Source organism: Azospirillum picis, from assembly GCF_017876115.1.
In the GTDB taxonomy this organism is placed as follows: domain Bacteria; phylum Pseudomonadota; class Alphaproteobacteria; order Azospirillales; family Azospirillaceae; genus Azospirillum; species Azospirillum picis.
Window position 1 is genome coordinate 1 of record NZ_JAGINO010000010.1, and the last position, 13,001, is coordinate 13,001.

At 69.4% G+C, this 13,001-nt stretch carries 14 protein-coding genes; 8 read left to right on the top strand and 6 right to left on the bottom strand.

Annotated elements, in window-relative coordinates:
- A partial coding sequence (locus tag J2850_RS14820; RefSeq protein WP_209982948.1) for a hypothetical protein occupies positions 1-240 on the top strand: 240 nt, incomplete at its 5' end.
- A gap of 211 nt (positions 241-451) precedes the next feature.
- Positions 452-1,831 carry a M23 family metallopeptidase gene (locus J2850_RS14825; protein ID WP_209982950.1) on the top strand — a complete coding sequence of 460 codons (1,380 nt, stop codon included), beginning with the start codon at positions 452-454 and terminating at the stop codon, positions 1,829-1,831.
- A 36-nt stretch (positions 1,832-1,867) separates the two neighbouring features.
- On the opposite strand, the gene J2850_RS14830 is transcribed toward J2850_RS14825, so the two are convergent.
- The 4 genes from J2850_RS14830 to J2850_RS14845 form a co-directional block, all read right to left on the bottom strand.
- Complete coding sequence (locus tag J2850_RS14830; protein WP_209982952.1) at positions 1,868-2,041, bottom strand: hypothetical protein; 174 nt, start codon at positions 2,039-2,041, stop codon at positions 1,868-1,870.
- 96 nt (positions 2,042-2,137) lie between these two features.
- Positions 2,138-3,109 carry a lipid II:glycine glycyltransferase FemX gene (locus J2850_RS14835; RefSeq protein ID WP_209982953.1) on the bottom strand — a complete coding sequence of 324 codons (972 nt, stop codon included), beginning with the start codon at positions 3,107-3,109 and terminating at the stop codon, positions 2,138-2,140.
- Between the two features lie 29 nt (positions 3,110-3,138).
- Entirely contained in the window at positions 3,139-3,999 is an 861-nt protein-coding gene (gene motA / locus J2850_RS14840) for a flagellar motor stator protein MotA (protein ID WP_209982955.1), read from the bottom strand.
- 609 nt (positions 4,000-4,608) lie between these two features.
- Entirely contained in the window at positions 4,609-4,989 is a 381-nt protein-coding gene (locus J2850_RS14845) for a hypothetical protein (protein ID WP_209982957.1), read from the bottom strand.
- 383 nt (positions 4,990-5,372) lie between these two features.
- Between J2850_RS14845 and J2850_RS14850 the strand changes: the two genes are divergently transcribed.
- Entirely contained in the window at positions 5,373-5,948 is a 576-nt protein-coding gene (locus J2850_RS14850; RefSeq protein ID WP_209982959.1) for a glutathione peroxidase, read from the top strand.
- Between the two features lie 25 nt (positions 5,949-5,973).
- Here J2850_RS14850 and ccmB read toward each other — a convergent pair whose 3' ends face one another.
- Both ccmB and ccmA read right to left on the bottom strand, forming a co-directional pair.
- Positions 5,974-6,639 carry a heme exporter protein CcmB gene (gene ccmB, locus J2850_RS14855; RefSeq protein ID WP_209982965.1) on the bottom strand — a complete coding sequence of 222 codons (666 nt, stop codon included), beginning with the start codon at positions 6,637-6,639 and terminating at the stop codon, positions 5,974-5,976.
- Complete coding sequence (gene ccmA, locus J2850_RS14860; protein WP_370878935.1) at positions 6,636-7,400, bottom strand: heme ABC exporter ATP-binding protein CcmA; 765 nt, start codon at positions 7,398-7,400, stop codon at positions 6,636-6,638. The genes ccmB and ccmA overlap by 4 nt, the downstream gene beginning before the upstream one ends.
- Before the next feature lie 540 nt (positions 7,401-7,940).
- Between ccmA and J2850_RS14865 the strand changes: the two genes are divergently transcribed.
- From J2850_RS14865 to J2850_RS14885, 5 genes are all read left to right on the top strand, one after another.
- Positions 7,941-9,620, top strand: coding sequence for a putative transporter (locus J2850_RS14865; protein WP_246513097.1), 1,680 nt, complete (start codon positions 7,941-7,943; stop codon positions 9,618-9,620).
- A 123-nt stretch (positions 9,621-9,743) separates the two neighbouring features.
- Positions 9,744-10,547, top strand: a complete 804-nt coding sequence (locus tag J2850_RS14870; protein WP_209982969.1) for an ABC transporter ATP-binding protein — start codon at positions 9,744-9,746, stop codon at positions 10,545-10,547.
- A gap of 85 nt (positions 10,548-10,632) precedes the next feature.
- Complete coding sequence (locus J2850_RS14875; protein WP_307354420.1) at positions 10,633-11,493, top strand: lysine/arginine/ornithine ABC transporter substrate-binding protein; 861 nt, start codon at positions 10,633-10,635, stop codon at positions 11,491-11,493.
- Positions 11,494-11,590: 97 nt separating this feature from the next.
- Positions 11,591-12,295, top strand: coding sequence for an ABC transporter permease (locus tag J2850_RS14880; protein WP_209982973.1), 705 nt, complete (start codon positions 11,591-11,593; stop codon positions 12,293-12,295).
- 4 nt (positions 12,296-12,299) lie between these two features.
- Entirely contained in the window at positions 12,300-12,989 is a 690-nt protein-coding gene (locus J2850_RS14885; RefSeq protein WP_209982975.1) for an ABC transporter permease, read from the top strand.
- Positions 12,990-13,001 lie beyond the last annotated feature (12 nt).

Here is a 13,001-nt window from a genome sequence, read left to right on the forward strand (position 1 = left end):
TCTTCAGGGAGTGTGCCGCGATGGCCGGAGGAATTTCTGTCGATCCCGGAAGCCGTAACCGCTAACCTGCTGTTATCGCTTCCGTTTTCTCCGCCAGCGCCGCGCTTCGTTCAGCGCCCCGCCGTCGGTGGAGCGGTTTATAGGCGCCTCCCCCGCCGACGCGCAAGCGCTTTTTTATCTTTCGATGAAAAATTCCTGACAGTTCGTTTTTCAACGGAGCCGGTGGCGGATTCAGTGTAAGGGATCGAACCCACCAACCGCGGCGCGGCCGGACTCCATCCCGGTCCGCCAATCCATAGTGTTTCCATGGGGTTCATCCCTGCGGCCTTCCGTCGGGTTGACAGGGTCGGACCGGTCCCGCACCGTCCGATCGATGGTCTTAACACCTTATGTTAGGACCGACCCGACGCCCCACGAGGCCCGCCCCATGGGTTACAGGAGGAGGACGACGGTGCGTTCGAGGCTATCCCGCCTTCCCACGCTCGCCTTGCTTGCCATCATGACGGCCGGAGCGCTGACACCGACCATTGCCGCCGCGCGGACGTCCGTCGCGCCGGAAGGCCGGGACGTTCATGCCCGCAAGCCGGCCGTGAAGCCGACGACGGGAGGGGAGGATGCCGCCGAGCACGCCGAAGAGACGGACGGCACCGATCCACAGGACGCCCCTGCCGGCCCGATCGACCGCCGGACCCTGTCGATCGGACGCGGCGACACGCTGATGGATCTGCTGGCCCAGGCCAAGGTCCCGGCCAACGACGCCCATGATGCCGTGGCCGCCCTGCGCGACGTCTACAACCCGCGCCGCCTGCAGGCCGGACAGCAGGTGACCGTGCTGTTCGAGCCGCGCCGCAGCGGGACCCGCAAGTTCGTCGGGCTGGAGTTCGCCCCCGACCCGCTGCGCTCGGTGTCGATCGCGCGCAAGGGAGCCTCGGGCTTCACCTCCACCCAGGTGGAGAAGACGGTGACCCGCAAGCCGGTGGCGGCGCAGGGCGTCATCCGCTCCAGCCTGTTCGAGGCCGCCGCCGAGGCCGGGGTGCCGGTCGGGGTGATGATGTCCTTCATCCAGGACTTCTCCTACGACGTCGACTTCCAGCGCGACCTGCAGCCGGGCGACCGTTTCGAGATCCTGTACGAGAAGCTGGTCACCAGCGACGGCGTCGCCGCCGGCGACGGCGACGTGCTCTACGCCTCGCTGACGCTGAGCGGCGAGGACATGCCGATCTACCGCTACAAGACCCGCGACGGCCGCGTCGACTATTACAACGGCGACGGCGAGAGCATCCGGCGCGCCCTGCTGCGCACCCCGGTCGACGGCGCCCGCATCACCTCCGGCTTCGGCATGCGCCGCCATCCGATCCTGGGCTTCAGCAAGATGCACCAAGGCGTCGATTTCGGCGCGCCGGCCGGAACGCCGATCTATGCCGCCGGCCGCGGCGTGGTGGAACTGGCGCAGCGCTCCAGCTCCTACGGCAACTATGTCCGCATCCGCCACAACACCGAGATCACCACCGCCTACGCCCATATGAGCCGCTTCGCCAAATCCATCAGCCGCGGCGGGCGGGTCGAGCAGGGCGACATCATCGGCTATGTCGGGTCCACCGGCCGCGCCACCGGCCCGCACCTGCACTACGAGGTGCTGAAGGGGGGCCGCCAGGTCAATCCGCGCTCCATCGACCTGCCGACCGGCGAGAAGCTGGACGGGCGCGAGCTTCAGGCATTCCAGCAGGCCCGCCGCTCCCTGGAGCGCCTGTTCGAGGAGTCGCGCGGCGGCCTGCAACTCGCCCGGACCCCCGCCGAGGACAAGACCTGCAACAAGGCGACGAGCTGCTGACCGCGGGACGGGTCGGCCGCAGGGGCCGCCGGCCCGTCACTCCTGCTTCATCATGTTGCGCAGCGCCCCGACGAACTGGCGGGCGGTGTTCTCGTCGCCAAGCATCTGCTGCAGCTTCTCGCGGATGATCATCGCCTTGGGCTTCTGCTGCAAGGCGCGTTCGATGGCGAGGTCGGCCTCGCCGGGCTTCAAGGGTTCGAGATCGGCCATGATGGTCTTGCCTCTCGGATCGGGAATTGCCGCGCAAGTAGGGACGCAAGTAAGGATAGCCTGATCCGGCAGGGCCATCGTCAGGCAGCGGGGGGATCAGCGGTATTGGCCGACGGTTTCCACCACCTCGCCGCCGGTGCCGAGCTTGAATTCGGTGACGCCGGGCGCGGCCTCCGGGTTGATGCCGCCGAGGTCGAGGACCCGCACGCCACGCTGCTTCAGCTCCTGCATGCCCCGCCACAGGACCAGCCGCATGGCGTGGGCCTGCCGTCCGGCGTCGCTGGCCCAGCCGATCTGGCTGGTGGCGGCAGCGCCGTGGCGGAGGAACAGGCAGCAGGCGACCGGCTGGCGGCCCGGCTGGCCGTCGGCGAGCGCCGTCACCATCACCGCCCCGTCGTTCGGGCTGCCGCCCTTGACCATGGCATTGCGAAGCCGCACGGCCAGCGGACCGGTCATCGGCCGGAACCCCTTGGCCTGGGCCTGGTCGTGCTCCTGCTTCATCAGCCAGGGCAGGTTGTTGGCCTGCCAGTCGACATCGAGCGTCAGCCCGGCCTTCTCCGCCCCGCGCAGGCGCTTGCGCCAGTCGCGGGCCAGGCCGGCGCGCATCGCCTCTTCGGTCCGGGTCAGGTCGAACCAGACGGTCTGGTAGCCCGGCCCGACCTTGCGGAAACCGCAGCGCGCCAGCAGCGCCTCGCTCTCCGCCCCGGCCGGAAGTTCCGGCAACAGGCTGGCGCGGCCGAGCGGCGAGCGCGGCACGGCGCGGCGCAGGCGGCGGAACACCGCCTCCAGCGTGTCGGCATCGGGAACCGCGCCGTCGAGCCACAGCGGGCCGCGGTGGCACTGGCGGTCGTGGAACAGCTTCATGATGCGGCGGTCGAGCGTCTGGACCACGCCGATCGGCCTGCCCTCCCGGCGGATCACCCCCAGCCGCGGGACATGGCCGTAGGTGCGGCCCATGGCGCGGCCGTAGGCGAAGCTCTGCAGCAGGGTCGAACGGGGAACGCGGGCGAACAGCGCATCCCAGTCGCCGACGGTACCCTCGTTCCAGGCGATGTCGATCTCGGGCATCGGCTCTTCCGGCGGATCAGGCGGGCGGATCAGGCGGGTGGCAGGGCGGAGGTCGCCTCTTCCACCTGGGCGAAGGACGGCCGGTATTCCGGTTCCAGCACGTTGCGGGCGTATTCCACCGAGATGGCCGGCGCATAGCCGGACAGATGGGCGATCAGGCCGGTCTTCATCGCCTGATAGTACTTGCCTTCGGCGTGGTAGATGCCCTTGAGGCCGCTGGCGATGGGGGCGAGGAAGCCATAGGCCACCAGAATGCCGGTGAAGGTGCCGACCAGCGCGCCGCCGATCAGCTTGCCCAGCACCTCCGGCGGCTCGGTGATCGATCCCATGGTGTGGATGACGCCCAGCACCGCCGCCACGATGCCCAGCGCCGGCACCGCGTCGGCCACCGCCTGGATGGCGTCGGCGATGCGCTGGTGTTCGTGATGCATCGTCTCGATGTCCTCGTCCATCAGGTCGACCAGCTCGTGCGGGTTGTCGGCGCCGAGCGACATCAGGCGAAGATAGGTGCAGAGGAAGGCGATGGCATGGTGGTCGCCGTAGAATTTCGGGAACTGCTGGAACAGCGGCGAGTCTTCCGGCTTCTCGATGTGCTGCTCCAGGGCCAGCAGGCCCTTGGTCTTCGCGATCTTGAAGACCTGGTACATCATGGTGAGGATCTCCAGGAAATCCTCTTTCTTGTATTTCGGCCCCTTGAAGAGGTGGCCGAGCTCCTTGCCGGTGTGCGTGACCACCGATTTCGGGTTGGCGATGAAGAACCCGCCGGCACCCGAGCCCAGGATGATCATGAACTCGAACGGCATCCACAGCACGCCCATATGGCCGCCACCCAGGATGTAGCCGCCGAACACGCTGAAAACCACGATGCCGAAGCCGACGATCACGAACATTCGGTCTCTCCCTTCCCCGCTACCGACCCCGGGCACCTTCGCCGCCCGGCCGACAGATGGCCGGACGCCGGTTTAGTTTCCGTGAATCACCCGAACGGCCTACCGCCTCCGCGACGGGGCGAGCGATCCTATCCGCTAGGGCGGGTTCGTGTCACGAAAGGACTGAAGAGTCAGGGTTTCCAGCCACGTCCCACCCCCGATGGGAACCGCGCGGCGCCGGGACACCCGGACGCCGGCGCAGAAAAAGCGGGCATGGGTCCCGGCAAGGACACAGGAAGGTTACAGGCCCCCGGCCGGGGGGACACGGCCATCGCATATGGCTCCCTCTCCCGCCCCGGGAGAGGGCATGGAACCGACGGCCGCAGGCCGGACGACTGCAAGGCAGTCGTAGGTGGAATGCGGTCGCGAGCCTTGCGAGCGACCTCGGGGCCCATGCGGAGCATGGGAAGGGTGAGGGGTGATGCAAGAAACCCTGCGGTTCTGGGGTCTTGGAACACCCCTCACCCTCCCCACTTCGTGGGTCCCCTCCCTCTCCCAGGGCGGGAGAGGGCGATTATTGCCATATGCGATTGCCGTGGCCGGGAGGAGGGACGTCGACCGGATGCGCGCTCAGCGGAGCGGGATGTTCATCTGGACGCTGACGCCCGGCGGCGGGGCCGGCGGGGCGTAGATGACGGCGGGCGGCGGGGCATAGACGACCGCCGGCGGCGGAACATGGACGACACGGGGCGGCGGCGCGGGAACGACCACCACGGGGGGCGGCGCCTCGTAGACGACGACCGGCGGCTGGTCGCGATCGTGATGCTTGTGATGGCCCCAGCCATGGCCGCGGCCATGGCCGCCGGGGTCGGCGGCCGCCGGTGCCGACAGCGCGGCGCCCAGCAGCAGAGCCGACAGGGCGATGCCCGCAGCCTTGCCAGCCAGGGAAACCATCCCATGCCGGCGGGTTGCGGCGAACGGAAGGTCCTGCATGGCGGAACCGGAGGTCATCGGCCTGTTCTCCTGAGGCTGGGTGGCGGCGGACTGCCGGACGCGGCCGGCCTGCCGGTACCCATATCGATCGTGCCGGCTCTTATGCTCAGGCTGACGCTGAACCGGGTGGGACATTTTTCGGGCGCTTTCGTCAGTTCGGACCGGGCGGCGGTGCCGGGTCGCCGGCCGCCTCCTCCTGAAACTGTTGATGCCAAGCCGCCAAGGCTATCCATCCGATGGGGGTAGGCCGGAAGCAGCCGCAAGCCTGCGGGGCAGGGATCCGGCCTGCCGCGGCATCGCTGATCCGAACGCCGCCGCAGGGCGTATCATCGGGGGAACGGTCGCGGTCCAGCCGCCGCCCACCGCCGCCATCAATCCCGCCCCCGGAGAGGAGCCGCCCGATGAGCCTGCGCAACCGATACATCGCAGCCGCCGCGGCGGCGGCCATCTCCATGATGGGCGCCGTCTCCGCCATGGCCGCCAGCGCCTACGACTTCACGTTCCAGGGCATCGACGGCAAGCCGCTGCCGCTGTCCCAGTTCAGGGGCCAGACGGTCCTGGTGGTCAACACCGCCTCGCAATGCGGCTTCACCCCGCAATACAAAGGCCTGGAGGCGCTGTGGCAGCGCTACCGCGACCGCGGGCTGGTCGTGCTGGGCGTGCCGTCGGACGATTTCGGCGGGCAGGAACCCGGCAACGCGTCCCAGATCAAGGATTTCTGCGAGGTCAACTACAGCATCGACTTCCCGATGGCCGACAAGACCGTGGTTTCCGGCAGCGGCGCCCACCCGTTCTACCGCTGGGCGGCCGACGAGCTGGGCGTCCTGGCCCAACCGCGCTGGAACTTCCACAAATACCTGATCGGCCCGGACGGACGGCTGGTCTCGTGGTTCTCGACCATCACCGACCCGGAAGCCGAGAGGGTGCGCGAGGCGATCGAGGAACTGCTGCCGCAGCCGGCGCCCCCGAAGTCCTGAGGCGGGGCATGCGCTCCCCCCTCGCCTACTCCACCGCCTGCCGCAGGGCCGCGGCACCGGCCCACGGGGCCAGCGGCAGGGCGCCGGCGAGGATGCAGGCCAGCAGCAGCAGGTGCGGGCGCGGGGTCAGCCCGTTCAGCGCCGCATCGATGGCGCCGGCGCCGAAGATCAGCACCGGGATGTAGAGCGGCAGGATCAGCAGCGACAGCAGAACCCCGCCCCGCCTGGCCCCCAGCGTCAGCGCGGCGCCGATGCCGCCGATCAGGCTGAGGATCGGGGTGCCGAGCGCCAGGGTCAGCACCAGCACGCCGAAGCCGGCGGCATCCATGTTCAGCAGCACGGCGAGCAACGGGGCGGCGACGATCAGCGGCACGCCGGTCACCAGCCAATGGGCGAGCGTCTTGGCCAGCACCGCCGCTTCCAGCGGCAGGGGCGACAGAGACAGCAGTTCCAGCGAGCCGTCCTCGTAGTCGGTCTGGAACAGCCGCTCCAGCGACAGCAGCGAGGCGAGCAGCGCCGCCACCCAGATCACGCCGGCGGCGATGCGAGCGAGGATGTTCGGCTCCGGCCCGACGCCGAAGGGGAACAGCACGACGCACAGCACGAAGAACATGACGGCGATGGTGGCGTCGGACCCCTGGCGCAGCGCCAGCCGCAGGTCGCGCCCGACCAGTCGCAGGAAACGGCTCATGGCGCGGCCCTCTCTCCAGCGGTATCCGGGGCAAGGTCCGGGGCGGTGTCCGGTTCGCCGCCCTCTGCCCCGTCATCCTCGGCGTAAGGTTCGCCGTAGGGCGCGAATTCGTCGAGATGGAGCTCGTCGCCGCCGGGGGTGGCGATGTCGGTGTGGGTGGACAGCACCACCATGCCGCCTTCGGCGCGGTGCTCGGCGATCAGCCCCTCGAACAGGGCGATGGCGGCACGATCGAGCGCCACCGTCGGCTCGTCGAGCAGCCAGAGCGCGGCCGGGGCCGCCAGCAGGCGCGCCAGGTTCAGCCGGCGCTTCTGCCCGGCCGACAGGTAGCGTCCGGGAACCCCGGCGATGTGCGGCACCCCCAGCCGGTCGAGCGCCGCCAGCGCGTTGGCGGCCGGATCCGCGGCACCGGCCAGCGCCGCCCAGAAGGCGAGGTTCTCCGCCGCCGTCAGCACCGGCTTCACCGCATCGAGATGGCCGACATACTGGACCTGGGCGCGGTGGCCGTCGGGATCCTCCGGCACCGGCACCCCGTCCCAGGCAAGCTGGCCGCGGATCGGCTTCAGCAGGCCGGCCATCACCCGCAGCAGGCTGGACTTGCCGCTGCCGTTGGGGCCGAGCAGCACCAGCGCGCCGCCGGGGCCGATGCGGAAGTCCAGCCCGGTGAAGACCAGGCGGTCCCCTCGCAGGCAGGTCAGCTCGGTTCCGGTGAAAACGGGCATGGCGGCAGGTCGCGATCCGGTTGAGGGAGGCGCTGCTATAGCACAAGGCGGCGGCGATGCCGGAACAAGAATGGCGGAGGCCGCGACCGAAGGTCGCGTAAGGAAGCGCCGAAGGTCGCGTAAGGAAAGCACCGAAGGCCGCGCGGCGGACAAAGAAAAGGCCACCGCGAGGGGGTTCTCGCGATGGCCTCTCGCTCAGCCGGGTCCGGCCGGACGATGCTCGGTCGAACGGCCCTTGTCCGTCGCGGCGTCGGCGCTAGGGGGGGCGCCGGCTGCGCGACCGGTGGGGCCGGTTGCTTGAGACCATGTATAGGAAACAAAAATGGCAAAATTTGGATGGAGTTCGCATCGGCCGCGCGCCGGGGCATTACCCGGGGCAGGTGGCCGGCCTTGGCCGCCGGCTCCATGAAAGGCGGCGGCAGGACCGCCGATGTCACGGCCTCGCGGTTGCCAGTTGTTCTGAATCAACGCGTTGTGCCGCGGCTTGCGGCAGTGTGGCACCACCTTCCCATGGGAAGGCGGGCGCGCCCTCCCCGGGCGTGCCGGTGATCTGCCCATGCTGTTCGGGAAATGTTCGTCATGTCGGCCTTTGCAGACGTCCTCCAGGCCATGCCGCCGATCGCGCGCGTGGTCCTCATGCTCGGCCTGGTCTCCGCGGCCGGGGTCGCGCTCGGTCACATCAAGATCCGCGGCGTCGGCCTCGGCATCGGCGGCGTGCTGTTCTCCGGCATCGCCGGCGGCCACGTCGCCCGCCAGTTGGGGATCGCCTTCAATCCCGAGATGATGGACTTCATCCGCGACTTCGGCCTGATCCTGTTCGTCTACACCATCGGCATCCAGGTCGGTCCCGGCTTCTTCGCCGCGCTGCGGCGCACCGGGCTGGCGCTGAACGCGCTGGCGCTGCTGATGGTGGTGTCGAGCATCCTGCTGACGGCGGCGCTGGTGTCGTCGGGGGCGGTGTCGCTGGGCTCCTCGCTGGGCGTCTTCGCCGGCGCCGTCACCAACGCGCCGGCGCTCGCCGCCACCCAGCAGGTGCTGACCGAGGTCGGCGCCGGCGCCGGGGTGATGGCGCTGCCCGGCCTCGCCTTCGCCGTCACCTATCCCTTCGGCATCGCCGGCAACCTGTTCGCCATGGCCGCCGTGCGCATCCTGTTCCGCATCGATCCGGAGGCCGAGGCCGCCCGTTTCGAGGCCTGCCGCCGCGCCGAGGTGCAGACGCTGGAGACCATGGACCTGGCGGTCCGCAACCCGGAGCTGGACGGCAAGGCGCTGGGGACCATCGCCCCGATGTGCGGCCTGGGCATCGTCGCGTCCCGCCTGCTGCGCGACGGCACGCTGTGCGTCCCGCACGACGACACCCTGCTGAAGCTGGGCGACGTCCTGCACGTCGTCGGGCCGCGGCCGAAGCTGGAGCAGGTGCGCGCCCTGCTCGGGCAGGAGTTCGACCGGCCGCTGACCACCAAGGGCACCGACCTGAAGTGGGAGCGCATCGTCGTCACCAGCAACGGGGTGCTGGGCAAGTCGATCGCCGCGCTGAACCTGCAGGACGTCCACGACGTGGTGGTCAGCCGCGTCAACCGCGCCGGCGTCGAGCTGGTGCCGACCCCGGCGCTGAAGCTGCAGTTCGGCGACATCCTGACCGTCATCGGCCGGCCGGAGAGCCTGATCGCCGTCGGCTGCATCCTCGGCAACTCCACCCGCCGCCTGCAGCAGGTCGAGATGATCCCGCTGTTCATCGGCATCGCGCTGGGCGCGGCGCTGGGCGCCATCCCCTTCTACCTGCCGGGCATGCCGGCGCCGCTGCGCCTGGGGCTGGCCGGCGGCCCGCTGATCGTGGCGCTGGTGCTCGGCCGCGTCGGCCATGTCGGGCCGCTGGTCTGGTTCATGCCGCCGGCCGCCAACCTGGCGCTGCGCGAGATCGGCATCGTGCTGTTCCTGGCGGTGCTGGGCATCGCGTCGGGCGACCGCTTCGTCGACACGCTGGCCAGCGGCGCCGGCTGGCCCTGGATGCTGTGGGGGGTGCTGGTGACGATGGTGCCGCTGCTGCTGACCGGCCTGGTCGCCCGCGGCGTCATGAAGCTGAACTTCCTGACCATCTGCGGCGTCCTGGCCGGCGCCCAGACCAACCCGCCCGGGCTGGCCTACGCCAACGCGCTGGTCGCGTCGGAGGCGCCGGCGCTCGCCTACGCCACCGTCTACCCGCTGGCGATGTGCCTGCGTATCCTGGGGCCGCAGATTCTGGTACTTTTGTTGTGGTAGGCGATTGCCCGCCGACACAACACGCACAACCGGCGCCGGCTGTGAAATCCGCGTTGCGGAACCCACACGCGCCGGTCTAGCCTGTGCCGCATCGGTCAGCCCACAACCCCCCGGTTTTCCCGCATGAATCGCCACCCGCCCGTCAGCGACACCGCCACCGCCGCCGTCGTCGTGGAGGATCTTCACAAGCGGTTCGGCGAGCTGGAGGTGCTGAAGGGGGTTTCGCTGACAGCGCGGGAAGGCGACGTCATCACCCTGATCGGCTCGTCCGGCTCGGGCAAGAGCACGCTCCTGCGCTGCATCAACATGCTGGAGATCCCGGACGACGGCCGCATCGTCATCGGCGGCGAGGCCATCGCGCTGAAGAAGAAGCGCGGCAACACGGTGCCGGCCGACGCCCGCCAGGTGGAGCGCCTGCGCACGCGGCTCGGCATGGTGTTCCAGAGCTTCAACCTGTGGACCCACATGACGATCCTGCAGAACGTCATCGAGGCGCCGGTCCACGTGCTGGGCGTGCCGAAGGCCGAGGCGGTGGACCGCGCCCGCATGCTGCTGGACAAGGTCGGCATCCTGGCCAAGGCCGACGCCTACCCGGTCCAGCTTTCGGGCGGCCAGCAGCAGCGCGCCGCCATCGCGCGGGCGCTGGCGATGCAGCCCAAGGTGATGCTGTTCGACGAGCCGACTTCGGCGCTCGACCCCGAGCTGGTCGGCGAGGTGCTGCGCGTCATCCGCCAGCTCGCCGACGAGGGCAGCACGATGATTCTGGTGACGCACGAGATGGGCTTCGCCCGCGAAGTGGCGTCCAAGGTGGTCTTCCTGCACCAGGGCCGGATCGAGGAGGAAGGGTCACCCGACAAGGTGCTGACCGATCCGGACTCCGACCGGGTGCGGCAGTTCCTCTCCCGCCACCTGTCCGGTGCGGCGTGAGGGGAAGCGGCAGGGAGCGGTACCGGACCCGTCCAAACCAGCCCGCCCCGCGCGAGGGTGCCAAAAGGGCAAACCGAACAGAGGAGTGTGTTCGTTGAAGAAGATCGTTTCGGCCCTGGCGCTCGGCGCCATGATGGCCGCCGCAGCCGTCGCGACCGCCGGCACCGCCGGTGCCAAGGAATGGAAGACGGTCCGCATCGCCAGCGAGGGCGCCTATCCTCCGTGGAACTCCACCGACACCTCGGGCAAGCTGACCGGTTTCGAGGTCGACTTCGCCAATGACCTGTGCAAGCGCATGAAGGTCACCTGCGAGTTCGTCGCCCAGGACTGGGACGGCATCATCCCGGCCCTGCAGCAGGGCAAGTACGATGCCATCATGTCGGCGATGACCATCACCGACGAGCGCAAGAAGGTCATCGCCTTCTCGGTCCCCTACGGCACCGAGCCGTCGGTCTTCGCGGTGCTGAACAGCTCGCCGCTGGGCAAGGCGCTCAACCTCGGCGCCGACCGCGTCGACCTGAACGACCAGGCCGCCGCCAAGCCGACGCTGGACAAGCTGGCAGACGCGCTGAAGGGCAAGACCGTCGGCGTCCAGGTGTCGACCATCCAGGCCGACTTCATGGACAAGCATCTGCCCAAGGTGGAGATGCGCACCTACGACAAGATCGACAACGCCGGCATCGACCTGACGTCCGGCCGCGTCGACGCCGTCCTGGGCGACCGGTCGGTGGTCGAGGCCATCGTCAAGAACGATGCCGGCAAGATGAGCGTCGTCGGCCCCAACTTCATCGGCGGGGTGATCGGCGAGGGCATGGGCGTCGGCCTGCGCCAGGACAACGCCGACCTGAAGGCGATGTTCGACAAGGCCATCGGCGAGGCGCTGGCCGACGGCACCGTCAAGAAGCTGAGCACGCAGCATTTCGGGTACGACATCTCCCCGAAGTGAGTGGAACGGCGGCCCGCCCCTGACCGGGCGGGCGCCGGTCTGAATGGATCCGGCCGGGTGCCTCGGCATCCGGCCGGCGCTTTTTCCGGGCGTGCCAATGCTGGAACTTCTTTCCTTCGGCCCCAACGGCTGGGGCGGCCAGCTTCTGCTGGGTACCGCGATGACCGTCGCGGTCGCCGTGTCGGCCTTCGCCTTCGGGATCGTCGTCGGGTCGCTCGGCGCCTCGGCCAAGCTGAGCCACAGCCTGGTCCTGAACACGATCGCCGACGTCTACACCACAGTGGTGCGCGGCGTGCCCGAGCTGCTGGTCATCTACCTGCTGTTCTTCGGCGGCAGCGGGGTCGCGACGGCGATCGCCCGCGCCTTCGGCTATGACGGGCGGGTGGATCTCGACGCCTTCACCATCGGCGTTCTGGCGGTCGGGCTGATCTCCGGCGCCTATTCGACCGAGGTGATCCGCGGCGCGGTGCAGTCGGTCCCCTTCGGCCAGATCGAGGCGGCCAAGGCCTGCGGCATGAGCCGCTGGCTGATCCTGCGCCGGGTGCTGGTGCCGCAGACGATGCGCTTCGCCCTGCCCGGCCTCGGCAACGTCTGGCAATTGACGCTGAAGGACACGGCGCTGGTCTCGGTGACGGCGCTCGCCGAGCTGATGCGCGTCACCCATCTGGCCGCCGGCGCCACGCGCGAGCCCTTCCTGTTCTACAGCGCCGCGGCGGCGCTGTACCTGCTGCTGACCACCATCTCGACGGCGCTGTTCAACCGCGCCGAACTGTCCGCCAACCGCGGCGTCCGGAGGGCCTGAGGCGATGAACTGGCAACTGATGTGGGACAGCCTGCCCCGGATGCTGGGCGGGCTGTCGCTGACGCTCCAGCTCATCGTCGGCTCGCTGGCGCTCGGCGCGGTGGTGGCCTTCGCCGTCGCCCTGCTGCGGCTGTCGGGCAACCGGGTGGCGGAATGGCTGTCGGCGGCCTACGTCTTCGTCTTCCGCGGCACGCCGCTGCTGGTGCAGATCTTCCTGATCTATTACGGGCTCGGCCAGTTCACGCTGATCCGCGACAGTTTCCTGTGGCCCTTCCTGCGCGAGCCCTACTGGTGCGCCATCCTGGCGCTGACGCTGAACACCGGCGCCTACACCAGCGAGGTGCTGCGCGGCGCCATCCTGTCGGTGCCGCTGGGGCAGGTCGAGGCGGCCCGCGCCTGCGGCATGTCGCGGCCCCTCGCCTTCCGCCGCATCGTGCTGCCGGTGGCGATCCGCCAGATGCTGCCGGCCTACGGCAACGAGGTGATCCTGATGGTCAAGGCGACCTCGCTCGCCAGCACCATCACGCTGATGGAGGTCACCGGCATCGCGCGGCGCATGATCGCCCAGACCTTCGCGGTCTTCGAGCTGTTCATCGTCGCCGGGGCGATCTACCTGGTGCTGAACTTCATCGCGTCCCGCCTGATCAAGTTCGCCGAATGGCGCCTGACCCCCTACCTGCGGGCGCGGGCGTAAGGACTCGGGCGC

What these genes read in the sequence shown, in the direction of transcription:
- J2850_RS14835 (WP_209982953.1), bottom strand. Translation starts at nt 3,109, where the DNA reads ATGCCCGAGATCGACATCGCCTGGAACGAGGGTACCGTCGGCGACTGG.
- J2850_RS14880 (WP_209982973.1), top strand. Translation starts at nt 11,591, where the DNA reads ATGCTGGAACTTCTTTCCTTCGGCCCCAACGGCTGGGGCGGCCAGCTT.
- J2850_RS14850 (WP_209982959.1), top strand. Translation starts at nt 5,373, where the DNA reads ATGAGCCTGCGCAACCGATACATCGCAGCCGCCGCGGCGGCGGCCATC.
- motA (WP_209982955.1), bottom strand. Translation starts at nt 3,999, where the DNA reads ATGTTCGTGATCGTCGGCTTCGGCATCGTGGTTTTCAGCGTGTTCGGC.
- J2850_RS14885 (WP_209982975.1), top strand. Translation starts at nt 12,300, where the DNA reads ATGAACTGGCAACTGATGTGGGACAGCCTGCCCCGGATGCTGGGCGGG.
- J2850_RS14845 (WP_209982957.1), bottom strand. Translation starts at nt 4,989, where the DNA reads ATGACCTCCGGTTCCGCCATGCAGGACCTTCCGTTCGCCGCAACCCGC.
- J2850_RS14865 (WP_246513097.1), top strand. Translation starts at nt 7,941, where the DNA reads ATGTCGGCCTTTGCAGACGTCCTCCAGGCCATGCCGCCGATCGCGCGC.
- ccmB (WP_209982965.1), bottom strand. Translation starts at nt 6,639, where the DNA reads ATGAGCCGTTTCCTGCGACTGGTCGGGCGCGACCTGCGGCTGGCGCTG.
- J2850_RS14870 (WP_209982969.1), top strand. Translation starts at nt 9,744, where the DNA reads ATGAATCGCCACCCGCCCGTCAGCGACACCGCCACCGCCGCCGTCGTC.
- J2850_RS14830 (WP_209982952.1), bottom strand. Translation starts at nt 2,041, where the DNA reads ATGGCCGATCTCGAACCCTTGAAGCCCGGCGAGGCCGACCTCGCCATC.